The 24,415-nt window shown below is 43.2% G+C and carries 21 protein-coding genes; 15 read left to right on the top strand and 6 right to left on the bottom strand.

Going from position 1 to position 24,415, the window contains the following annotated elements; all coding sequences use genetic code 11:
• The first annotated feature begins 580 nt into the window (after positions 1 to 580).
• Positions 581 to 991: a DUF1810 domain-containing protein gene (locus tag ACFQZI_RS00285; protein ID WP_377137364.1), complete on the top strand. Its 411-nt coding sequence runs from the start codon at positions 581 to 583 to the stop codon at positions 989 to 991.
• 110 nt (positions 992 to 1,101) lie between these two features.
• On the top strand, positions 1,102 to 1,767 hold the full coding sequence (locus ACFQZI_RS00290; protein ID WP_377137180.1) for an SLATT domain-containing protein: 666 nt from the start codon (positions 1,102 to 1,104) through the stop codon (positions 1,765 to 1,767).
• 264 nt (positions 1,768 to 2,031) lie between these two features.
• On the opposite strand, the gene ACFQZI_RS00295 is transcribed toward ACFQZI_RS00290, so the two are convergent.
• Positions 2,032 to 2,661 carry an alpha-ketoglutarate-dependent dioxygenase AlkB gene (locus tag ACFQZI_RS00295; RefSeq protein WP_377137182.1) on the bottom strand — a complete coding sequence of 210 codons (630 nt, stop codon included), beginning with the start codon at positions 2,659 to 2,661 and terminating at the stop codon, positions 2,032 to 2,034.
• Between the two features lie 85 nt (positions 2,662 to 2,746).
• On the opposite strand from ACFQZI_RS00295, the gene ACFQZI_RS00300 reads away from it, so the two are divergent.
• Positions 2,747 to 3,436 (top strand): hypothetical protein, encoded by a 690-nt coding sequence (locus tag ACFQZI_RS00300; RefSeq protein WP_377137184.1) that lies wholly within the window; start codon positions 2,747 to 2,749, stop codon positions 3,434 to 3,436.
• A 188-nt stretch (positions 3,437 to 3,624) separates the two neighbouring features.
• Here ACFQZI_RS00300 and ACFQZI_RS00305 read toward each other — a convergent pair whose 3' ends face one another.
• Positions 3,625 to 4,029 carry a hypothetical protein gene (locus tag ACFQZI_RS00305; protein ID WP_377137186.1) on the bottom strand — a complete coding sequence of 135 codons (405 nt, stop codon included), beginning with the start codon at positions 4,027 to 4,029 and terminating at the stop codon, positions 3,625 to 3,627.
• A 208-nt stretch (positions 4,030 to 4,237) separates the two neighbouring features.
• Here ACFQZI_RS00305 and ACFQZI_RS00310 point away from each other — a divergent pair, with 208 nt between their 5' ends.
• Both ACFQZI_RS00310 and ACFQZI_RS00315 read left to right on the top strand, forming a co-directional pair.
• Positions 4,238 to 4,381 carry a hypothetical protein gene (locus tag ACFQZI_RS00310; RefSeq protein WP_377137188.1) on the top strand — a complete coding sequence of 48 codons (144 nt, stop codon included), beginning with the start codon at positions 4,238 to 4,240 and terminating at the stop codon, positions 4,379 to 4,381.
• 47 nt (positions 4,382 to 4,428) lie between these two features.
• Positions 4,429 to 5,844: a calcineurin-like phosphoesterase C-terminal domain-containing protein gene (locus ACFQZI_RS00315; protein ID WP_377137190.1), complete on the top strand. Its 1,416-nt coding sequence runs from the start codon at positions 4,429 to 4,431 to the stop codon at positions 5,842 to 5,844.
• A gap of 148 nt (positions 5,845 to 5,992) precedes the next feature.
• On the opposite strand, the gene ACFQZI_RS00320 is transcribed toward ACFQZI_RS00315, so the two are convergent.
• A complete protein-coding gene (locus tag ACFQZI_RS00320; RefSeq protein ID WP_377137192.1) occupies positions 5,993 to 7,858 on the bottom strand; it encodes a M1 family metallopeptidase in 1,866 nt (621 codons plus the stop codon).
• A 258-nt stretch (positions 7,859 to 8,116) separates the two neighbouring features.
• Here ACFQZI_RS00320 and ACFQZI_RS00325 point away from each other — a divergent pair, with 258 nt between their 5' ends.
• Entirely contained in the window at positions 8,117 to 8,989 is an 873-nt protein-coding gene (locus tag ACFQZI_RS00325; RefSeq protein ID WP_377137194.1) for a helix-turn-helix domain-containing protein, read from the top strand.
• A gap of 69 nt (positions 8,990 to 9,058) precedes the next feature.
• Positions 9,059 to 9,478, top strand: a complete 420-nt coding sequence (locus ACFQZI_RS00330; RefSeq protein ID WP_377137196.1) for an ester cyclase — start codon at positions 9,059 to 9,061, stop codon at positions 9,476 to 9,478.
• 116 nt (positions 9,479 to 9,594) lie between these two features.
• Here ACFQZI_RS00330 and ACFQZI_RS00335 read toward each other — a convergent pair whose 3' ends face one another.
• From ACFQZI_RS00335 to ACFQZI_RS00345, 3 genes are all read right to left on the bottom strand, one after another.
• Positions 9,595 to 10,044, bottom strand: a complete 450-nt coding sequence (locus ACFQZI_RS00335; protein WP_377137198.1) for a nuclear transport factor 2 family protein — start codon at positions 10,042 to 10,044, stop codon at positions 9,595 to 9,597.
• Between the two features lie 495 nt (positions 10,045 to 10,539).
• Complete coding sequence (locus tag ACFQZI_RS00340) at positions 10,540 to 12,777, bottom strand: hypothetical protein (protein WP_377137200.1); 2,238 nt, start codon at positions 12,775 to 12,777, stop codon at positions 10,540 to 10,542.
• 65 nt (positions 12,778 to 12,842) lie between these two features.
• Positions 12,843 to 13,037: a hypothetical protein gene (locus tag ACFQZI_RS00345; protein ID WP_377137202.1), complete on the bottom strand. Its 195-nt coding sequence runs from the start codon at positions 13,035 to 13,037 to the stop codon at positions 12,843 to 12,845.
• Positions 13,038 to 13,423: 386 nt separating this feature from the next.
• Between ACFQZI_RS00345 and ACFQZI_RS00350 the strand changes: the two genes are divergently transcribed.
• From ACFQZI_RS00350 to ACFQZI_RS00385, 8 genes are all read left to right on the top strand, one after another.
• The gene (locus ACFQZI_RS00350; protein ID WP_377137204.1) at positions 13,424 to 15,286 is read left to right on the top strand and encodes a sensor histidine kinase; all 1,863 of its coding nucleotides are present in this window, start codon (positions 13,424 to 13,426) and stop codon (positions 15,284 to 15,286) included.
• Between the two features lie 2 nt (positions 15,287 to 15,288).
• Positions 15,289 to 15,663 (top strand): BLUF domain-containing protein, encoded by a 375-nt coding sequence (locus ACFQZI_RS00355; protein ID WP_377137206.1) that lies wholly within the window; start codon positions 15,289 to 15,291, stop codon positions 15,661 to 15,663.
• A 91-nt stretch (positions 15,664 to 15,754) separates the two neighbouring features.
• Positions 15,755 to 16,144, top strand: a complete 390-nt coding sequence (locus tag ACFQZI_RS00360; RefSeq protein WP_377137208.1) for a hypothetical protein — start codon at positions 15,755 to 15,757, stop codon at positions 16,142 to 16,144.
• 91 nt (positions 16,145 to 16,235) lie between these two features.
• The gene (locus ACFQZI_RS00365) at positions 16,236 to 17,369 is read left to right on the top strand and encodes an efflux RND transporter periplasmic adaptor subunit (protein WP_377137210.1); all 1,134 of its coding nucleotides are present in this window, start codon (positions 16,236 to 16,238) and stop codon (positions 17,367 to 17,369) included.
• Between the two features lie 43 nt (positions 17,370 to 17,412).
• On the top strand, positions 17,413 to 20,580 hold the full coding sequence (locus tag ACFQZI_RS00370; protein WP_377137212.1) for an efflux RND transporter permease subunit: 3,168 nt from the start codon (positions 17,413 to 17,415) through the stop codon (positions 20,578 to 20,580).
• A 1-nt stretch (position 20,581) separates the two neighbouring features.
• Positions 20,582 to 22,027 carry a TolC family protein gene (locus ACFQZI_RS00375; protein WP_377137214.1) on the top strand — a complete coding sequence of 482 codons (1,446 nt, stop codon included), beginning with the start codon at positions 20,582 to 20,584 and terminating at the stop codon, positions 22,025 to 22,027.
• A gap of 184 nt (positions 22,028 to 22,211) precedes the next feature.
• Entirely contained in the window at positions 22,212 to 23,462 is a 1,251-nt protein-coding gene (locus tag ACFQZI_RS00380; protein ID WP_377137216.1) for a YdcF family protein, read from the top strand.
• Positions 23,463 to 23,464: 2 nt separating this feature from the next.
• Positions 23,465 to 24,343, top strand: a complete 879-nt coding sequence (locus ACFQZI_RS00385) for a hypothetical protein (protein ID WP_377137218.1) — start codon at positions 23,465 to 23,467, stop codon at positions 24,341 to 24,343.
• The last annotated feature ends 72 nt before the right edge of the window (positions 24,344 to 24,415 follow it).

Genomic DNA, 24,415 nt, shown 5'->3' on the forward strand with positions numbered 1-24,415 from the left:
CGTCTAATGGAGTGCGCGGTGGCTTTCATACTCATCCGACATATAAGTGTAGTAATCCTTAGTTCGTAACGAGGTACAGAATGGAAAAGGCGGCGTTCGAGCCTTTGCAAATAGAACTGAAATTGTCAGTTGTGGATAAACATAGAATCATCGCTTTCACACCTATTGTAGCCTGATTGCCTTTGATGATTACAATAGTCTTATCTTAAATCCAACTATTTATAATGCCTTTATCCAGCTACCGGGTTACGACGTGTTCATCCCACTCGAGGTCAGCCCCGAATTCATCGCCGATATCGGCATCAAGAATGGCGAGAAGGTCAACGGCGTTATTATGAAAAAGGAACTCTAACTATCTTATCGAAGGCAGGCACAACATTCTTTGAAGTCAATATCAATTAGAATGGAAAATCGGGACGGCAGAACTAAAAAAATCACCAGTTGCAATTCGACGTCGAAAGTATCACCAATACGGTATGAAAGATAGCGGCCAAACGCCTTAATACACAGGACAGATGCGGAAGAAGAATGGTACAATCAAAATGCCCTTAATTTTGTTCCTTTGGAAATCAGAAAACCGATGAACGATTTGAAACGATTCCTTGAAGCGCAATCCGTAGATTATGCCGCAGCTTTGGCAGAGATACGGAATGGCCGTAAACGCAGCCATTGGATGTGGTATATCTTTCCGCAGGTGGCCGGATTGGGATACACCGAGATGTCCAGGCGATATGCCATTAGGGGCCTGGCAGAAGCGATCGATTACCTTGCCCATCCGGCATTAGGCGCGCGCCTGGTGGAGATCAGCAATGTATTGCTGGCCTTACCCGGGAGTAATGCGACGGCCGTTATGGGCAGCCCGGACGATCTGAAACTGCGTTCGTCAATGACCTTGTTTTCCCTCGTACCGGGAGCCGACCCGGTTTTTGAAGCTGTGATCGGCAAATATTTTCAGGGAGAAAAGGATAAGGCGACTTTACAACTGATCTGATGATAGGAAAGCGTAAAAACATAAAATTCGTCTTGCAAATTACTTCATAAATAAGGGAGGCTTAGCATACAGCATAGTCCATCACCCGGCGTTCGCCGTAAGATTTTGATTTGTTTAAGATTATTGTTTCCTTTAGGAAGAAATGGGGGGGGAAGCCAACCATTGCTGATTATTTACCTAAATCTATCCCAATGTTTTTCGAGAAAAAAGTAAGGATTGACGATCCTGTCCGGTTAAAGAATTTTTTAACCGCTACGCTAAGTTTGGACTGGAGCGCCCCCAAGGAAGCGTCCAATAAATTATTTGAAGAGATCAACCATCTATTCCACGCGGAAATTGAATATTACTATTGGAAAAGAAAAAGGAAAAAAACAGGTTCCGCCTGGGTTAAAGCGTTGATATGGATATTTACCACCCTTGGTTTTTTGTGCCCGTTGATAAAACCGATTTATGACTGGGATAAGCTAGCGCCATTGGGCTATATTTTTTTCGGTATCTCTACAGCGATGTTTTTATTTGACAGGTTGTTCAATATATCATCCGGACACATCCGGTTGGTTACTACACAATTAATGCTGGAGAAAGAATTGACAACTTACCGGGTTGCCTGGAATGAACTATTAGCCAGGTCTGCTGAGCCGGTCGCATTTTTTGAATTGTCCAACACGCTGGTCAAAGAATTTTACAGCATCATTGATAAGGAAACCGCCAGTTGGGGCGATGAGATCAAGAAGGCCATGGAGGAGGCGTCAAAAAATAAAAGCAATTCAAATTAGGAGTGTGCCGGAGATACCCGAAGTGAATGTGGTAGGCGCTGTGTCCGGGGATTGCAGGTATTCAGGATGGTAAGCATCTTATCGGAGCGAATGCCGGTTTCCTCCATTTGCGGCTATTTAAAGTTCTTACCGGCTTGCTTATCTTTAATTTAAACCACGCTGTATCCGACCGTTTCGAAGATTTGTCGTAAACCGGAATAATATAAACGGTACATTCACGACGTTCCTGAACACTGCGGTAAGTGGTTAACATCACCGCTTAACTTATTTTGTATCGATGTTAAGTAGTTTCTCAAGCATGCCGGAGACTTTGCCGTTCGGGTTAATTGCATGTACTTGTTTCGGCTTCACCTTGCGGTAAGTAATTGATACCCGTCTATCCCGGTGTTGAGCCGCCCCATCAATAACGTCTTTTTTTCGAGGCGGGATGGCGTGTTTCCATTTTTTCCGGGCATCATCCTGCATCACATACACCGAGCGTCTTGGCACTTCAATGTCGATCACTTCCTCATTCTCACCCTTGATGAACCGCATAATACAGCCGCTTCCCAAGTTCACTCCACAGATCTGGTTTTCGTAATACATTCTATCTTTATGTGGCTTGATCCCTTCACCGGGTAGGTATTCGTTGATAATCACCTGGTCAGGAACCAACTGAATAATGCCTTTATCCACCAACTCTGCTGAAAATTCACGCATATGCACCGGCATTTCCACCGGGAAAGGCACCAAGTTGTACGGCTTTTCTAATTCGTTACGATAACCGTAATACTGTAGCCTGCGCATATAATCGACGATCCAGGTTTGGTCGTCAATTTCATTTATGAGTTGATGTTCTCGCGCTTCATCAATAAAATCAGGGTAAAGAAAAAATCCAGGTACTGCTGTTTCCATCTTTTGACTAACAATTTCTTTACCGCGAGGTTTTCGGACAAACTTTTTTAAATGGGTTTGTTATATAGGGGTTAGATTTTTGATCATGAAAAAGAAGATCAGCCTTTTCATTTGTATTTTTTCAGGTTGGCTATCCACTGCTATAGCCCAGGATGCTCCCATCATGGCACTTGACCCGACGCTTATGGCAGGATGGTCGGGCAATCTCGCCTATGGCAATACCTGGGGGCCAAGAGGTTCAACTAAGGCAAAGAGCAGCTATCCCTATAAATCAACACCGGCGCTCAGGCAAGCGGTTGTGACCTCATTCACAAAACGATTACGAACCCAAAGTCCACGAGGCGCCCAGGCGGTGATGACCACATTTGGCCCCGGCAAAGCTGACTACGGAACTGTCTATACCGAAATGTTAAAGACATCCGCATTGCATGACAACGATGCCGCCGACGCTCTTACAGGTCTTATTTTAGCGGGTTACCAAATTGTGAATAATGTCTCTGATGACCAGGTTACCAAAGATAAGGAGCGGGCTGCCAGAGCGCAGATTGCCGGGATTCTGGCGAACAATTCAAAATTCAGTTCAGAGACGACCCGGGCGAGAACGGCGGAAGAACTGAAATTGCAAACGGTAATACTAGCCTTGGGTTTACAGGAATCGTTGAAAAACAACACCGCAGACGCCTATCGTAAAAGTATAGCGGCAATGTTTCAAAAATCTTATCAACTAGACCTATATAATTTCCAGCTAACCGCTAAAGGATTCGGCAAAAAATAAGTTTCACTGCTTCAGAAAAGACTGGTTTGTTCTTCCGAAGGTGGTTTCAGTCGTATATCGGCAGTTTTTCGCCCCAATCGGCGTAGGCATCAGGTACAATACCTTCTGATTTAGCTTTCCGGCTGCGAATATTGGTCAATACACGCCTGGAAAACGCTTATCATGAACTGGAGCTGCTTGGCTTTCCGTTAAGTATGACGATGTTTGAACTGCTTCAAATGGGATACCTCCTTGAAATAGGGGCGAACGACCTGGTCAATCATGTCGGGCAGGTGGTGCGAATGGTTGGTCAGTACGTCTGTAAGAAGACGCTCCATACTAAAAATAACCAAAGGATGTGGTTCGGCAATTTCCTGGATGTGGAGGGAAATACGTTTGATACGGTGCATTTTCTGAATAACATGCCCGTTTATCCTTTCGCGGGGCAGGCTGCTATCTGATACTGAGTAAGGTGGTTGAAAATTCGGGTTTGCGAGCATAGAGGTGCACAAGTTTGCAAAACTGCCAATAGTACCCAATCCGATCATTTCATAATCTATAAAATGGATGGGAAACATATTAAATGTCTGATCGGGGGCAAGGAAGTAAAACATCAGTTTGATAAAAGCTATGCCGGGTGAGGCGCGGCCTTGTTACATGATCACGGAGAAAGGATATTTTAAAGGCTATGTTGCTTTGGAGAAAAGTGGTGAGTTTGAACAATTGGAAGCGCATTAATATGCTGAGCAGGATTTTCTGGCGATATATTCACAGTCAAAATGCAAAGGCAGAAGTAATATTTAATTCAAATTTGACCTTTTGGTGAACTTTACCCAGTTGGGTGGCGTGTATGATGCCGTAACAGGCAGGTGGACAACCGGCCGGACCGTTACCAGCATCCCGCTTACCAAAACATCGGCACTGAGCGAGATAGAAACTGATAAAAGCACTAAGATTCAGAATTAAAAATCCGGCAGGCCGATGGCAATATCGGCCTGCTTTAATATAAAAAGATGAACAGAAGATCATTTATACAAAGCGTTGGGATATTAACCGGAAGCGCGTTCATAGCATTTAATGCCGATGCATTAGGCGTAAAACAAACCGGCACACCGGTAAAGGGCAGGGTGACAGACGGCAAAAAAGGCATTAAAAATGTGGTGATATCCGACGGATTTTCGGTAGTTGTCACCGACGCGAAAGGTAATTATTCGCTTACCCCGCACGAGAAGGCAATCAGTATTTTCATGAGCACCCCGGCGGGTTATGAGTTTAAAACAGATTATAACGTGGTGCGCCAGTATGAGAATATCGCTGTCAAAACCAGTTTTGATTTTAAGCTGCAACCTTTAAAACGTAACGATACTAACCATCATTTCATCATTTGGGCCGATCCGCAGGTGAAGAATAAAAAGGACGTGAAACAAATGATGGATACCTCTGTGCCGGATACCATCGAAACTATCAAATCCCTCGGCAAAGACGCGCTCATTCACGGTATTTGCGTGGGCGATATTGTTTGGGATAACCATGAATTATATCCTGACTATAATGCCGCGGTAGCGCAGATGGGGATTCCGTTCTTCCAGGCGTTGGGCAACCACGATATGGATTACCGCATGGGCGGCGACGAAACATCAGACGTTACCTTCAAAAAGGTTTACGGACCTACCTATTATTCCTTTAACCGCGGCAAGGCACATTACGTAGTGATGGATGATGTACGCTACTTAGGAACCGAACGTGAGTACGATGGCTACATTACCGAAGACCAACTGGCATGGCTGGCTAAAGATCTGCAATATGTAGATAAAAGCCAATTGCTTATTATTAACCTGCACATCCCGGTTTATAACCAGGTGAAGAACAACCAGGATTTTTACGCGCTGTTAAAAGGCTTTAAAAATGTGCACATCATGTCGGGCCATACGCATTATAACGATAATAATCTGGGCAACGGCGTTTACGAGCACAACCACGGCACCGTTTGCGGCGGCTGGTGGACAGGCCCTATCTGCGGCGACGGCACCCCACGTGGCTATGCTGTTTACGAGGTGAATGGTACCGAGCTGAAATGGTATTACAAATCCACAGGGTTGCCAAAAGAAAATCAGTTAAGTTTATACGTAGAGAAGCTTACCGACCAGATGCGCCTGATGGCCAATGTTTGGAACTACGACCCGCAGTGGAAAGTAGAGTACCTGCTGGACGGTAAACCAATGGGTGCGCTGCCTCGGGAAACCGGCTTCGACCCATTGTCGGTTACTTTATACAAAGGCGACCAGCTGCCTGTTGGGCGTAAATTTGTTGAGCCTATACAAACCGACCACCTGTTTGTGACACATTTTTCGCCTACGGTAAATAAAGTAAGGGTAGAGGTAACAGATAGGTTTGGCAACAAGTATTCGAGCGAGATAGAAGCGAAATAACTATATCTAAAATAACGCCCCGAGTTGTAAGTGTTAGTTTAGCTGTTTCATATCAAAGCCCGTCCAGGAATGGACGGGCTTTTTAATACACTTTGTTCATTAGGGTTATCAGCGCAAATCTTGACCGCAAGCAAACTAATTACCTTTATCAATCGATACTCCAGGCATTATTTTTAGTATCAATATCGGCATCATAAGCATCACCGAGTGTGATCTTAACGATCCTGGATTTGGCCTTTATCTTTAGATTGAGTTTGTTTGACGTTTGCCATACTGTAATATTTTTAGAAATAACCTGTTTTGATTTATCAGTAAAATAAATATTCAGGTGAACAGGTACAGGTGCACCGCCAATGTTTGATATTGTGATAAGATAGTTCTGGTTATTAACCAATACCTTGCTGATCGATAAATCGGGTATAGCTTTGTCAAAGTACCACTTCTTCCAGTACCAATTCAGGTTTATATTGGCGCCTTTGTTAAAACAGTTAAAAAAATCGTAAGGCGTTGGGTGCCTGCCTGCCCAGGCAAGTATATAATATCGGGTTGCTTCGGCGAATTTTTTTTCGCCGAGCAGATCTTTTATATACCATAGCGCAAGAGCCGGTTTTAGATCCTTATCAGCATAACGCGCGTTACCGTATAACTGAGCTGTTGGTGTCATCACAGGCACATCTTCGGCCATCCCTGCAAAATCATTAACCGGGCTTATGTCATATTTCAAAGGGATCTCAGGTGCGATTTTAGAATGAAACATAAACTCCGCCATAGTTGCCCAGCCTTCGTCCATAAATGAATATTTAGTTTCGTTAATGCCTACATAGAACGGAAATATAGTATGGAATACTTCGTGCGCGGTAAACTCTACAACATCTTTAGGATCTTCAAAAGGCAGGTTATTAACCATCATTGGGTATTCCATAGCGTCAAGCCCATCTATAATGGTAAGATGAGGATATGGGAAGGGTATGCCCGGAAAGCTATGGCTGATGATTTCAACTATTTTACGGTTATATATTATCACCGGATCGTAGGTTTTATGAATGGGATTATATACCGCGTCGACCCGCGTACGCCTCTGTGAAACACTGTCAACCATTATGCTCGAAGATTTCCATATATAATTCCGGCTTACGGCAAATGCAAAATCAGTAACGTCTTTGGCTTCAAATTTCCAGGTGTTAGGTCGGTTGTTTTTTAGGATGTTCCTGTTCTTCAGATCATCTTTAGTAATAATATCAACTATGTCGTTGTTTAACTCTGCCTTTGTTAGACGGTCGATTATCGTTTTCTGATAAATATCATTTCTGTTGGTCAGATCACCTGTAGCCCAAACCTGATACTCGCCGGGAACGGTAACAGAAACTTTAAAGTTTCCATAATCATTATAAAATTCTTCTTTACCCAAGTAATGATATTGGTTCCACCCGTCGATGTCATCATACACGGTGATCCTGGGGAAGAAATAGGCAATAAAAAACGTTCCTTCATCAATTTGCCCTGTTCTGTTAAAAGAGCCTTTGTTGAGCGTGTAATTAAAATTAATAGACACCATGGTTTTGCCGTGGGGTAATACTTGTACGCCCTTAATAGTCATATTGGTACCCCGTGTTACTTGCTCATTGTTCTCTACCTGGTGGCCGTCAATCTTTAAATCGCTTATAAGCATCCCTTCTCCAATATCGGTTGTGGAAATAACGGTGTTGCGCATCGTGTTCCCTTTATAAAGATTAGGATATAATTTGAGTGCGAGAACCTTAAGAGTGTCTGCGCTATTGTTATAGTAGTCGATAAAAACAGTACCATCTACCTTTCGGGTAGTAGGGTCAAAGCTTATATCTATTTTATAATCTCCTTTGTTTTGCCAGTAGGCTTGGCCCGGCAGTCCGTTTACAGCCCGCGTTTTATTTAAATAAGCTGCTTGGGTATTCCGGTCTACAGGCAATTGCTGACTTTGAGCAAAACCCATTATCACCAATAGATTAATGCAGATTAACAATATCTTTTTATGCATAGTTGTATTGCAAGAGGTCATCAGGAATTTACAATGTTATAGTCCGTCCTGAGTTATAATTTTGCACCAATATGCAACTACTAACACATAATTTCAAAATCTGGTTAAATCTCCACCGGGTTGTTGCCTTCAATAACGGCAAACAGCCCAGTGGATTCCAAAAGTTGCTTTTATTAATTTTGCTCATTAGCTTATAATTGGCCACATAAATATGCACCGTATAAATGCTAACTTAAACGTATAAAAGGCTGTAGCCGTATGAATACCTATTATTTACCCGACGATATTTTAGATGAACCTGCTACCGGTGCAGATGAGGTAGTGATCCGTTCATATACCTCGGGGCATGACTCTGTTAAAAACAGGATCGTTTTAAATCAAAATATGATCAACCTGTTGGTTAGTGGTACAAAAACCGTTGTTTACCCTGATGCTACCGCCATAGTGAATGCCGGCGAACTCGTAGTATTATCAACCGGAAACGTGCTCACTTCCGAACTTTTAACAACGGGGCAACAGTTTACCAGCGTACTGTTTTACTTTAGTAACGAGGTGTTTAACAGGTTTCTTATTAAGTATGATCATTTGCTGCAAAGCGTAACGCCGCTAAGCGGTAAACAACCTTTCCTCATTTTTAAGCAGGATAATTATATTAAACAATTTATCTCGTCAACACAGGCATTGGTAAATACGGAATACAGGTTACCTGCTGCGGTGAGGCAGCTCAAACTCGAAGAATTGCTTTTGTATCTTTTACTTTCCGACCCTGCGCGTTTCGGGGCTATCCAGATCATTACAAAAGACAAGGAGCAATTGCAGATAAAAAAAGTAGTAGAAAGCCATATAGGTCAGTTAATAACGGTAGACGAACTGGCATTCCTTTGCCATATGAGCACTTCCACTTTTAAAAGACGATTTAGTATGATCTATCATACCACTCCTCAAAAATGGCTGCTCACCAGGAAAATGGAGCTGGCCGCCGAATTGCTTAGATCGGCCGGGGAGAGCCCCTCGGGCGTTTATTTAAAGGTGGGCTATCAAAACCATTCCAGCTTTTCGGAGGCTTTTCGTAACCATTTTGGTAACACCCCAAGCGATTATCAATTACAACGGTTGAACGTTGTGCCGTAACACCTGAACGTTTGGCCCTAACGTGCACCGCTTAGCTCAGGTAAATTTGTATCATCAAAACAAATAACAATGGAAACGATGACAGAAAACAACAAAGCCGTAGTGCGCCGCTTTAACAAAGAAGTAATTGAGCAGGGAAATATAGACAGTTTTAATGCACTTATAGATGATAAGTTTGTAAACCGGTCGGCCCCGGCCGGAATGGATAACGGGCCGCAAGGCATGATCTGGTTCTTTAATGAGGTGTTACGCCCGGCCATGCCGGATGTAAGCGTAGCTATACATGATCAGGTTGCGGAAGAGGATATGGTTACTACTCGCAAAACCATTAGTGGTACACAAACAGGGCCGTTGCTGGGTGTTGCTGCTACCGGGAAGAAAGTAAACATTGAGGTGATAGACATGGTAAGGGTGAAAGACGGCAAATACGTTGAGCACTGGGGCATTACCACACTGCCTGAACTGCTTGCTTCTTTAGCACAAGCCTAACTAAAAACTATTTTGGCATATTAACCGAACAAACCGGGTTTAGCAAAAATGCCCGAGCGCTAAAATAAAACGACAGGCTTCTAAATATGGCAGCCTGTCGTTATGTTTGTTGTAATTTAAATCTTCCGGTTGGTTAAAAGCATTTTTTCCTGCCATTCAAAATTACCTATTCGCTTTGCTATAAGCCAGCGCCCATCCTGCCGTATATATTCGTCGTGGTAAACGGCCCCTATATATGTCTTCACTTTTTTTCCGTTCTCGCTGCTTATTAACGTAATAAAGCAATAGCATGTACCGCTTGCCTCGTCACCATTATATGTTACTACATGCTGCCCGTTAAAGTGATAAACGGTTTCATATTCTTTAAGAAACTTACTGAATGCCTTTGCCATTTCTTCCCGGCCTTTCACTTCTAATACTAAGGCCCCTTCGGCAAACGTTTCTGACAACGCATCTTCTGCAAAGAGGTTCAATTGCGCATTAAAATCTTTCTGATCTCCAAGGATAGATACATTATCTACAAGTTCTCTTAGTAATATCCGGTCTTCTAACTCTTGTATGCTCATTTTAGTGTTTTAATTGAGGTGCCATCTTATATGAATTATGGATCCTATTTTGTTTGGTGTTACAAAATTACACAGTTAAATAAATGTGGCAAGTATGTACTTATTTGTATCTTATGTACTAAAAAGTATGTATTGCAGATTTTCAATATATTAGAAAATATATTGATCCATTATAAGTTAATATTGCGAACGAGCGTTCAAGAATTGTTGCAGTGTTGATAGGAGTTGCCGGGGTATGCACAACCAACGGAGTGATCTCTGCATCTTAGTTAGAAATGTAATAGAGCATATCTCCTTTAAACTAAGTCCATAAGTCTGCATCCTGTTGCGGGCTTATGGACTTAAACAATAGAGCTGATATGGCATTCATCATCACTATTTTGTGTGTGGAATCAATGCTTTATGTTCCGTTCCCCAGTCATGTAGTCCGGTTCGGCCTCGCCATTTCAATTGTACCCTCCAGTGTTTTAAACGCTGCTTTCATCTTGTCTTCCATTACTTAACTTTTTGTTTTTTGGTGGATGATTTCCATTTGATAATGATGGTTTGATTGCCGTGAATAGTAATATCACTATCGGCAGATAACACGCTGTTATCAATATTTTTCTGGTCATCCTTATTACCCAGCATAACCGAAATTTCTGGCAGTTTACTGTCTTGGTTATGCCTAACAAAGCGAAGATTGCAGGTATAGGCTTCGTTACCTAAAACTTGCATCGTTAAGGTGTTGCCCGTTATTTGCTTTTTACCTGTCGGGTAATTTACATAAACTAAAAAAGGCTGATCGGGGATAATAACGTAGTGCCGTGGTACTATGCCGAAGCATAATCCGGCGCCATAAACCTCTTGCCCTACAACACCAGCTTTTTCCCAACCATCGTGCATATCCTCAAGCGCTATCCATAGTTTTGAGTCTATTTCACCGGTTTTTACTTCTTCAGACAACATATCTTTCGGCAGCATAGGCGGGCAATAGTACGCCGCACGATTGATCATATATTTCACAAACTCGGCTAATAGTAAGCGCGCATTATCAGACAATGGTATGCCCTCGGCCATCTCTAACAAATCATGTATCGAAGCAAAACACTCCTGTTCCTCATAAACGGCGAGGTAGGGGGCATCGTTAAGCGGAAACAAACCAAAAAACAGCGGAAAGTTTTTACCATAGCCATATTCGCACTCCCACAAAGCCACATTTTTAAGCATGTTGGCTATTAATAAATGGCACAGATTGAGATAAACTTCCTTCTTTGTGTCTTTATACAACCTTAGCATTGCTTTTGTAGAGAACACTACGTTATTAGCCTGATAAAAAATATCGAAACCGAATTGTACAAGTGATTGCGCTGCTTTTTCGGCTTCCTTGAAATACTTTTTTTCGCCGGTTAAGTCATAAGCCATTAACATTACCTGAGCGTACACGCCGGCAACATCTTTTTCGCCCCCCATGCCCGGTTGTGTTTCTTCTTTTAAGGTCTCCAGCGTTTTCATGTTGTAAAACACAGGCCATTTATAATTAAAGTGATGGGCTACCTTTATGGCATAATCTATTGAGTTTAAAAAAAGTTTTTTTCCTTTTTCGTTGCCGGCAAGTGCCATTCGGCCAAGATTAAGCAACGGATGATGCAGGTACCATGAATCCATGGTGTAGGGCACTTTCTGCTCTTCCGACTCGTCAAGCATATCCTGAGCGGCGGGCAGCCACCGGTTTATAGTATGGATGTCCTCATCATAAAAGGTCTCCAGATTATCATATATCTCGTTACTGCTTTCCATATCCTCGCCACTCCAGTTCCAATAATCCCACATGGGTAATAGCACGGCTAACTGCACCATAATTTCGGGAGGGGTAGCATAATCACATACGTAGGCATTAAGGTATGAGCATCCTTTATGCTGGCTCCAGCAGCCTTTATTGGTTCTTAGATCATGAATGCAGTTGTGTATAATTTCGTTATAAGGCTGGTAATTTGTATCGGGACGCGGGATAAATTGGTATATCGCAGCAAGGTGATCTATATATGCTGTGGCAACCTCAAACTGATCTGCAGGGGTTTGCGTGCTGAATGACACAAAAGCGTCGGCTATAGTAAACTCTTTACCTTCCGGTAATGGCTTTTCTTTAGTTGCCGGTAACGAAAAACCGAACTCCGGCCACTGGCCGGTAACCGTATCGGCTATTGATGTTTCTGTTTCAATGCAGTATTCATTAATGGCGGTTAAGTTTTGAAAATAAAGGAATGAGCCTTTCCCGGGTTTTTGCACACCTGCATATAGTACCCCGCTACGAATACCTATCTGTTTCACAAACAGGTCCCCTTCAGTATCTGCCAAACTGCCATCACTTTTGAATACCAATACATCTTTTGGCCAGTAAGGGATGTTTAAATTACCCCTGGGTGTAAACTTAACCTGGTAGTGTAAAAGGGTGTTTTTAGTTGACGGAAAGTTGATCTCTACAATAAAAGTTCCTGTATTACCTGTAACTTGTATTATTGCTCCGGCATCGCTTTCTTTAACATCGTCAACAGTTATGCCTCCGGGCGCATAGGCCGTACGGAATGCTACGCTGGTTTTATCATTCCAATTACTCACGATGCACAATGATTCATCTATTGAACGTACATCAAACACATATGCGTCTGCTTTGTACTGATAATGGATATCGCCTTTATATTTGGCAATTTTGTCCGCGGCGCTTAGCGCCCAAATAGTTGTTTGTTTTTGCATGGTTTTATGGTTGTTTGGTTACAGCCGGCGTCTATATCTCGTGGCCGCAACTTTCACATTTATTTTTATTGCTCTGCCATGGCTTGTGCCGGCTTTTCCTTGTACCAGGTTTTCAAACTTATGGCTGCGGTATCCCAAATAAATAATGCCGCACTGGGAAGCCACCGCACAGCGTAGCAAAGGATACTATTGCACCTAAGGTTAACATTACTGCCATGTCCATCAGGGTAAGTTCGCCTGTCATTTGTTTGCCAAGCCATCTAACTATACATATTAACAAAGTTTAAGTTATCAATATCCGCACGAATACTTTAAGCAAAAAATAGATGGCTCCTGCCCAAGCAGGATGCGTCCAAAATCTTTCAACTGGATTTCATATCTATTCATAAAATTTATCTTTAACTTATTGGTTCGTTATTGGCAACTATGCAAAGCGTATCGGACGTATTATTTAAACCAACAGTGAGTAGGATGGTTTTAACTAATGAGTAATAAAATTGAGTAGTTGTTTATTAGCTATTAATAACTGCGAACATTTATCAAGTCTACAAATGATGATGTTTAAAGTAGAAGTATTAATCCCGTTATTGTTTTTATAAATATTAAATGGTGCGAACATTTTAACTCCTATTTTGTTTAAATGGCAATGACAAAGCTTTCCGGTAACCCGCTAATCACTATAACCGATCAACTTGCCGATGAGAAGCAGGCCATATTAGCCTCAATAATAGCTGAGTTGGAGGATGCCGTTATCAGCAGTACAACAAAAGGTATCATCACTACCTGGAACCCTGCGGCCGAAAAAATGTTTGGTTATACAGAAGCAGAAGCTTTAGGGAAATCCATCAGTCTAATCATTCCACAGAATAAGAGCGCCGAAAAAAATTATATACTCGGACAGATATTGCTGGGCAAAAAGGTAGCTCATTTTGATACATTCCGGATAGCTAAGGATAGGCACCAAGTGCCGGTTTCTATAACAGTGTCTCCTATTCGTAATAATAAGGGGATGATCATTGGGGCATCAAAGATTGTCAAAGATATAAGCGACCGGCAGCTTGCCAACGAAAAACAGGCAATACTGGCTGCAATAGTAGCTACGTCTGATGATGCCATTGTGAGTAAAACTTTGCAAGGCATCATTACCAGTTGGAACCAGGCTGCAGTAAGGACATTCGGCTATACAGAGGAAGAAGCCATTGGTAAGCATATATCTCTTATTATACCGCCCGACCGCCTGAGCGAAGAGGACTTTATTATAGGGCAGATAGCCAAGGGTAAAAAGGTAGATCATTTTGAAACTGTACGGCGCCATAAGGATGGGAGGGAAGTTCATTTATCTGTCACCGTTTCTCCTGTTGTTAGTAGTAGCGGTACCATCATAGGTGCCTCAAAAGTAGCGCGTGATGTTACGGCCATTAAACATGCCGCTGAAAAACAGGGAATGCTGGCTGCCATTGTAGGCAGTTCTGATGATACGATAGTTAGTAAAACCCTGGAAGGTATTATCACCAGCTGGAATCAGGCGGCAGAAAAAATGTTCGGTTACACGGAGGCTGAAGCATTAGGCCAGCACATCTCGCTGATCATACCTCCCGAACGGTTAAACGAGGAGAAATTTATAATTGGAGAAGTAAGCAAGGGTAACAAGGTAGACCACTTTGAAACCGTACGTGTAGCCAAAGGGGGAAGGCAAGTGCCTATATCCCTGTCTGTTTCGCCAATTATAGACGAGAACGGCAAGATAATAGGGGCCTCTAAAATAGCCCGGGATATCAGCGAGCATCTGGCCGTTCAGGAAGAAAAGGCCCGGCTGTATGACGAGATCAAAGAACTCAATGATAAAAAAGATGAGTTTATTGGCCTTGCCAGCCACGAATTGAAAACGCCTTTGACCAGTATACAGGGATATTTGCAGATATTGAATAACGATATGAGCGAAGAACGGCGGAAGGATTTTCTTAACCGGGCAAGCCGGCAGATCAAGAAACTGAACGACCTGGTTTCTGATCTGCTCGATATTTCAAAGATACAGGCGGGAAAATTGCAATTTACACTTGCAACGCTCGATCTTTGCCAGGTGACACGCGATGCCATTGAATTGATAGCCTACTCTAATCAAACACATCGGGTGGTTCTTAAAACCGAACTGGAAACGCTTCCTATCCAGGGGGATGCCCAGCGCATTGAGCAGGTGATCCTTAATTTATTGACCAACGCTATTCGTTATTCTCCGGGAAAATATGAAGTAGAGGTTCATCTTTCTCAGGAGAACGGCTTGGCAAAGCTAAGTGTCCGCGATCAGGGCATCGGGATACCGGCCGATAAATTAGAACAGATCTTCTCCCGTTTTTACCGTGTTACCGAAAATAAGAACATTTCGGGGCTTGGTTTGGGGTTATATTTATCCCAGCAAATAGTAGAACGCCATCATGGCCATATCTGGGCGGAAAGCACACCCGGTGAAGGCTCGGTATTTTATTTCACATTACCCATTAAAGCCAGTTAGTCATGAACTTGTATTACACTGTTTATGTTAGCACGCCCACCCGGACCCTGGACGATGACGGCCTGCGGGAACTACTGAAGGTATCCCGGGACTTAAATAGCCGCTTTGATGTAACCGGCATGCTCATTTGCCTTCCCGAAAATTATATTCAACTTATAGAAGGCCCTAAGCCGCATATTGACCAATTATATAATAATATACAGCGCGACAAGCGCCATATGCGGGTTACAACCTTGCGCGAAGGGCCAATAGAACAGCGGTATTTTCCTGATTGGGCGATGGCCTTAAAAGAAAGCCCCTCAATGACGGTAGCACAAGGCCTGGTAAACCTGGAAGATGATAAGGTTTTGCAGCTCTTTAATATTTTGGAATATTAGAATATTCCGTTGAGTACTTTTTACAAATACATTATAATGCATTTGACACTCGTTTAGCTATTTAAACTATTTTTCGCTAATTTTGCCGCGCATGGTACCAAAGAGATGGTTTTTCATACTTATTACCGCGTGGTTAGTTAATACGCTGGTTTGCTTTCACCCTACAAATTTTATAGAAGGCAACAATTCCCCGGTATCTCAAACTTCAGCACAGGTATCTTCTGATAATACCCTGGTCGACATTTTCTTTAACCATGTTGCATCTGACGACCACGACCAGCACGAGCATCATAAGATCAATCACCGAAGGCGATATATTAACACCCGTACAATTGATTTTAATATCCAGCTACCGGCAATAGATCTGTTAAATTACCTCGATTTAATTAAAGCCATACCCAATAACCATATTTTTCCCTGGGTAAACAGGTTTTTACTACCGCCGTTACACCATTTTCTTTTCAGGCTAAGTCCGTTCTGATTTGCTGTTTAGTTATGTCACCAGCCTTAAGCTGGCTTATATCTAAAAAAATTACGCGCCAAACCGGTGCTTATACTTTACAGCAAAAAAAATGAAATTAAATATTATACCGGGCCTTGCGCTTATGGTACTACCCTTGCTATTTATGGCAGGCTGCACAGCAAGCAGTAAAGATAACGGCAATGAAAAACAGGAACAACCAACCTTGCCGGTGCTTACCCTTAAAGCGGTTGATACCGTGTTGCAAACGCCGTATGTGGCCGATATACAGGCTATAAAAAATATAGAGATCCGTACACGGGTTAAAGGCTTCCTCGAAAAAATATATGTTGACGAAGGTATGTTGGTTAAAAAAGGACAATTGCTCTTTAAGATAAGCGACGAAGAATACCGCACACAATTGAGTAAGGCAAAAGCCGCTTTAAGCAACGCACGGGCAGATGCACGGGCTACCGAGTTGGAAGCTAACCGTATAAAGCTGCTGGTTGATAAGAAAGTGATCTCTAAATCGGAGCTTGATGTGGCGTTATCAAGGCTAAATGCCGATAAAGCAACCATAGAAGAAGCGCAATCTGGCGTTAAAAGCGCTGAAAATCATATCGTTTACACCAATATCCGCGCGCCTTTTGATGGTATCATACACCGCATTCCGCTAAAGGCCGGTAGTTTACTGGAAGAGGGGGCACTGCTGACCGATCTATCAGACATCAGTGCTATGTATGCCTATTTCAGCTTTCCTGAAAACGAATACCTGCAATATCAGCGCTCGCGTAAATCTGATAAAGATGGGCGTGAAGTAAAATTGGTACTATCTGATGGTAGTCAATATAAACATCCGGGCCGTATCGAAATAGTGGAAGGCCAGATTGAACAGAGCACCGGTTCTATTGATTTCAGGGCCCGTTTTCCCAATCCGGATGGCTTGCTGCGCCATGGTGCTACTGCCAAACTTTTTGTAAGCACCGGTGCTAATGACGTTATTCTCCTGCCTCAGCAATCCGTATTTGATATACAGGACAAAAGTTATGTTTATTTGGTTGATGCTAATAACCAGCTTCACATAAAAAGCTTTACGCCCATAACACGCCTTGCGCACTATTATGTGGTAAAGGATGGCCTAAAGCCCGGAGACCGCATTTTATTTGAAGGTACGCAAAGCGTAAGGGACGGCATGATCATTAAACCGATAAAGGCAGCCAACAAGGCGTTAGCAATTGCAAAGTAAGCAGCAGTCTTACTAATTATTTACCCCATTACCATATTCAACCATGTTTGATATATTCATCAGGCGGCCTGTGCTGTCTCTGGTGATCTCTTTATTGATCACCCTGCTGGGTGTACTGGCGTTATTGCAACTGCCTGTTACCCAGTTTCCTGATATTGTTCCGCCATCGGTTACTGTAACCGCCACTTACACCGGTGCCAACGCCGAAGTTTGTGCAAAAGCGGTAGCCACACCTTTAGAGCGAGCCATTAACGGTGTGCCGGGCATGACCTACATGTCTACCGTATGCAGCAACAATGGTTTAACTTCCATAGAGATATTTTTTAAGGTTGGTACTGATCCTGACGTGGCCGCTGTAAGCGTGCAAAACCGTGTATCAACTATTATCGATGAATTGCCGGAAGAGGTGATAAAAGCTGGTGTAACTACCGAAAAGGAAGTGAACAGTATGCTCATGTACCTTAACGTAATGAGTAAGGACAGCACTCTGGACGAAAAATTCATTTACAACTTCGCGGACATTAATGTACTGCAGGAGCTTAAGCGTATTGATGGCGTAGGCAGGGCCGAAATTATGGGTGCTAAAGAGTACGCTATGCGGGTATGGTTAAAACCCGACCGTATGGCAGCCTACCACGTATCTACCGACGATGTTGTTAAAGCTATACGAAGCCAGAACGTAGAGGCCGCACCCGGTAAAACAGGCCAAAGCTCGGATAGGGCACCACAGTTGCTGCAATACGTATTGCGGTACCCCGGTAAGTTTTTTAAACCAGAAGAGTATAAAGATATTGTGCTACGGGCTGATGGTAAAGGCAGCGTATTGCGGTTACAGCAAGTGGCTGATGTTGAATTTGGCGCACTTACATATGGAATGGTATCTAAAACAGATGGCCGGCCTTCTGCCTCTATCATGATCAAGCAGCGACCCGGGTCTAATGCCCGCGAAGTGATCAATAATATTAAAAGCCGCATGTCCGAGCTGCAAAATACCTCCTTCCCGGCGGGTATGAGCTATAATGTCAATTATGATGTATCCCGCTTTTTAGATGCCTCTATCCACGAAGTGCTCGTTACACTTGTAGAAGCATTTCTGTTGGTATTCGTAGTGGTTTTTATCTTTCTGCAGGATTTTCGTTCCACGCTTATACCGGCGCTGGCAGTGCCGGTAGCGCTTGTGGGCACGCTTTTTTGTTTGCAGTTACTGGGCTTTTCCATCAACCTGCTCACTTTATTCGCGCTGGTGCTGGCCATTGGTATTGTCGTAGATAACGCGATAGTTGTGGTAGAGGCGGTGCACGTAAAAATGGCCGAAGAACATTTGCCGCCTATGGAGGCAACCATTGCCGCCATGAAAGAGATAAGCGGTGCCATTGTTGCCATTACCCTGGTAATGTCGGCGGTATTTGTGCCTGTTGCTTTTATGACGGGCCCGGTGGGGGTGTTTTACCGCCAGTTTTCATTAACGCTGGCTTTTGCAATTGTAATTTCGGGTATTAATGCCGTTACGCTTACCCCTGCACTTTGCGCCTTAATGTTAAAGCATCAGGAACCTGCCAAACATAAAGGGTTATTGGCGCGCTTTTTTAACCGTTTCAATAAAGGGTATGATGGCGTATCAAACAAATACGCCGGTTTGATCGGCCGTATTGCGGGCAGGCGATTAATTACCATCATTATACTGGTATTCTTTGTTGCTGCCACGTGGGGAGTTAATGCGATACTGCCATCGGGTTTTATACCTACAGAAGACCAGGGTGTGATCTACGCGAATATCACTACTCCACCGGGTGCCACTGTAGAACGTACCGAACAGGTTTTAACCGCTATACAGCAACAAACCAAAAGTATGCCGGATGTGGAATCGGTATCTACTCTTTCGGGTTATAGTTTGGCTAACGGTGTGGCGGGTGCATCTTATGGAATGGCAATGATTAACCTCAAGCCCTGGGATGAACGTAAATTATCTGTTAAGAAAATGATGGATGAATTGCAGGAAAAAACAAAAGGGCTTTCTGATGCTACCATTCAATATTTTCCGCCGCCAACAGTACCGGGTTTTGGTAACTCCAGTGGTTTCGAGATCAGAGTTTTGGATAAAACAGGTTCTGAGGATCTGCAAAAAACAGCCCAGGTAACTAACGACCTGGTTGCAGCGCTTAACAAAACACCGCAGATTGCCGGCGCGTTCAGTAGTTTCGACGCCAGTTTTCCGCAGTACATGATCTCTGTAGACCAGGCTATGGCAGCTCAAAAAGGTATTACCATAGATGAGGCCATGTCTACACTGCAAACGCTGATGGGAAGTTTTTACGCGTCTAATTTTATTCGCTTTGGTCAATTATACAAAGTGATGGTACAAGCCTCGCCCGAGTTTCGTACCAAGCCCGAGGATGTATTAAGGCTCACTATAAAAAACGACAAGGGAGAAATGGTGCCCTTCTCCACCTTCATCAGTATGAAACGGGTGTTTGGACCCGAGCAGCTTACACGTTATAATATGTACACCTCAGCCATGATAACAGGCGATGCAGCCGAGGGATATAGTAGCGGTGACGCTTTGAACACAATTAAACAGGTAGCCGGGAAAAAACTACCCAAAGGATTTACGTTTGAGTGGTCGGGTATAACGCGCGAGCAGGTTTTGTCTGGCAGCCAGGTGATCTATATTTTCTTGGTTTGTTTGGTGTTTGTTTACTTACTGCTTGCAGCGCAGTATGAAAGCTTTATGTTACCACTTCCGGTTATTTTATCGCTGCCCACCGGCGTGTTTGGCGCCTTTTTCTTTTTGAAGGTGCTGGGGCTGGAAAATAACATTTATGGCCAGGTTGCGCTGGTAATGCTGATAGGGTTATTAGGTAAGAACGCGATACTCATTATTGAGTTTGCAGTGCAGCGCCAAAAACAAGGTGCTACTGTTTTGCAAGCTGCGGTTGAGGGCGCCGTATCTCGATTGCGTCCAATTTTAATGACGTCGCTTGCCTTTGTTGCCGGTTTAATTCCTCTTTGTATCGCCGATGGGGCGGGGGCTTTGGGTAACCGTTCAATTGGTACCGCCGCCGCAGGAGGTATGCTCTTTGGTACCATCTTCGGCCTGGTTATCATTCCCGGCCTGTATGTGATATTTGCGCCTAAAACGATGCTGCCTGCACAACCTGTAACCGAACACAAAGCACACGTGGTTGATACCGAACCCATAAATCTGAATTAATATGTATAAGTACAATAAATACACCGCTTACTTGTCTGTTCTTTTAATGGTGGCAATTACAGCTGGTTGTAAAAATTATAAAGCTGTTACTGTGCAATCTACCATGACGTTACCTTCTACTTACAGAGGCGGCACCGATACACTGAACAGCGCAGGCATCCCTATAAATACTTTTTTTGCCGATACCAGCCTGCGTAAGCTGATTGATACGGCCTTAAAAAATAACTTTGATATGCAGGCTGCACTGCAGCGGATAGAAATGGCTTCTGCTACATTGCAGTATAACAAATCCCTAAGGTTGCCATCCGTTAATTTGAACGCCATCGCAGGTATAGAAAGATATGGCGATTATACAATGAATGGGGTAGGTAATTACGATACCAACTTATCGCCCAATATCAATGGCGATCAGCGCATCCCAAATCCCACACCTGATTATTTTATAGGTCTGCGAAGTTCCTGGGAGGTGCCTTTGTGGGGAAAATTAAAAAATCAAAATAAGGCCGCACTGGCGCGCTTTCTGGCAACCCAAAGTGGTTACCGTATGGTAGTTACTGAGCTCTCCGCGCAAATAGCCACCGCATATTATGAATTGCTGGCTTTAGACAAAGAGTTAAGCATCATTAGGAAAAATATTGTGTTACAGCAAAATGCGCTGGAGATCGTAAAAATCCAGAAGGATGGCGCAAGGGCCACTGAGTTGGCTGTACAGCAATTTGCCGCGCAATTGGCAAATACGCAAGCATTACAATATAGCACCCTGCAACAGATCACCGAGACAGAAAATCGCCTGCATTTGCTTACAGGCAAGTTTACTGGTACCATTCACAGGGATACATCCATTACGGCGCTTCCGCTTCCCGGTAAATTAAAAACGGGTGTGCCCACCCAGCTATTGCTTAACCGGCCAGACATTCGCCAGGCCGAACTTGAGTTAACAGCACTCAATGCGGATATCCGTTCGGCACGTGCCGCCTTTTTTCCAAGTCTCACCTTAACACCTTATGCCGGTTACAATTCATTTAAAGCCGCATTGCTTTTTAACCCTTCATCTGCGGTGTTTGGGTTAGTTGGTGGTTTAACGGCACCTGTTTTTAATCGTAAAAAAATTAAAACCGACTACAACTACAAAGTTGCAGAGGCTAAACAAGCGCTTTATCAATATCAAAAAACCGTTTTAAGCGGATACCAGGAAGTGATGAACGGTTTGAACGGTATGGAGAATTACAGCAAGTACTATCAACTAAAGCAACAAGAGTTTAGCGCACTTAACAATGCTGTTTCGGTTGCGAATGACCTGTACCTGTTAGGCCGGGCAAGTTATTTAGAGGTAATTACAGCGCAGCGAAATGTATTAGATGCCGAATTGCAGTTGGCAAGCACCAAAAAGAACATTTACCTGAGCGAAGTGGGGCTATATCGTGCACTTGGTGGTGGCTGGCGGTAAGGATTGATAAAGCGATTTAATTACATCAGGTGGTTCACATTAAGCGTTTTAATAGCCGATATTTTAATTTATTAACTTAACTTCAGGGGGAACAGCAAATAGTTAAATAGTATAACGTTATGCTAATTGCAGCATAATATGCACTTAACAATGTAGGGTTATTTTTGCGTAATCTAATTAACACATGAAAAAATCCCTGCTGTTTTCTCTGTTATTGTTATTTTCTTCAACCGTATGGGCACAATTTTCGGGTGCATTGCCGGCATATAAGATAATGCCGGGTGGTAACTGGGTAAAAGCAAAAAATTATTACTTGCTTACCTTGTTACAAAACGATAAAAATGTATCGGCATTGTTAAGGAAGGATTCTGTATTTAACAAAATTCGGGATAAGAAGTTATCGGCCTTAACAAACGCTCTTAATAATTGTAAAGATGGGCTTTGCCTGCCTGCCGCTCTTAAATTTACCGACGATGAGATCGGTATAGTAAGCGATCGGTTGATGAGTTTATATAAACCCGGTAACGCGCTGGATAATTTAGTAAAAACACACCTTATACCTTCAGGCACATATATATTAAACCATACGGAAAAGCCTGCAAATTTACTTGTAAAGGCCTGGGAGCAGGACGCTAAGGCTGTAAACTTTGCTATTGGCGTTTATGCAGAAGGTAAAAAGCCAAATTATCCTAAAATTGATTCTATTGCGTTCGAGGTGAACAAGAAAGGGTATTACATCCTGATGTATGATTGCGCACGCGAAGTTGAAGCGGCAGTAAAGGAGAACGGGCTTTTTTTTGATGTACCCTTAACCGCGGCGTTAACCTATCTCGAAGTGAATGAGCGGGAAAACGCGGCCGATTTTGAACCCATGTCCACCGGCGCAAATAACTTAGCGGCAGTTAAAATTAAAACTACAAAGTGGTCGGCATATCCATATAGTCACATACTTGTGCCGGGCGCGGGCCCCGATAATTTAACCACCCCACTAAGCGGCGAAGGGATGCTGCGTTGTAAAACGGCAGCAAGGGCTTACTTTGCCGGCAAAGCACCATTTATAGTTGTATCCGGTGGTAATGTGCACCCCTACAAAACAAAGTATAATGAGGCATATGAAATGCGTAAATACATGGCTGATAAGCTGCATGTGCCTGCCTATGCCATCATTATCGAACCCCATGCCCGCCACACAACCACTAATATCCGTAATGATGCACGTCTGGTATTCAGATATGGGATGCCTTTTACCAAACCAGGCTTAATTATTACCGATAAGTATCAAAACGATTTTATTGTTACGATGGATAAACGGTGCCTTACCGAGCTTAACTATGTGCCTTATAGGTTGGGTAAACGCGTGAATGAAACCGAACTTGAATTTTACCCGCTCATCAACTCGTTGCAAATTGATGCAGATGAGCCAATGGACCCATAACAATGAAAAGTACCTTACCCGTTTTAATATTATTATTTATTGGCGCCCTTGTTACCGGCTTTATACAAACGGGTATCAATAATACCATTTACCGCGAAACAACTGTGGATTCGTTAGGCGCTTGCCAGGGCGTATCTCATCAGGGCGACCGCTTTTTTTTATACGGCGACCGTGAGATTGGAATGATAAGGGAATTTAAGTGGGAACACGATAGCCTTTTATATACCGGCAAAGAATACAAACTTACACAAAATGGGCAGGACGTAATTGGCCACCCTACCGGTATAGCTTATAACGGTGGCGACCGGGTTTTTATAGGTAATTCTATCAGGTTAAATAAAGAGGGCACGCAATGGAAAGCCGTGATATACCAGGTGAACTGGCCGGGGCTAAAAAAGACCGGCACACTTGATGGTAACCTCATTAGCACAATTAATGATGATGCCTGTATACAAGGCACCAGGCCCGAGTACGTTAAATATAAGAACAGATGGTTTGTAGCCACAGCTGATTACGGCGGTAAAAATAATGAGGTAAGGCTTTACGACCCAGAAAAACTGGCACATTGCAGCAAAACATCAGACGCAGGTGTACTCTACAAAAAATTTACCTGCTCGCCATGGGTGCAAAATTTGTGTTGGGTGGCCGATAAAGATGTATTGATACTTATTCAAAACCAGGTAGAAGGGCGTAAATGGCGCTTTACTTACGTGGATCTTAACAAGTCTGTTGAGGCGGGCACAATGCAGGTAATTAAGCAAATTGATGTAGATAGCAGGGCTGATGAACTGGAAGGTTTTGCGTTGATAAATGCTCAAAAAGGTATTGCCGTAAGTTCGTCGCGAAAAAATAACGTTAACTACACCAAAACCGCCTGGTAAGCCTGCTTCCTTAACAAAAAGTTAACTTTTATAGGCTGTTTAATTAAGACAGCTCCTTTAGCTTTGTTGCCA

The sequence above is a fragment of the Mucilaginibacter lutimaris genome (genome assembly GCF_042676625.1).
Lineage (GTDB): Bacteria > Bacteroidota > Bacteroidia > Sphingobacteriales > Sphingobacteriaceae > Mucilaginibacter > Mucilaginibacter lutimaris.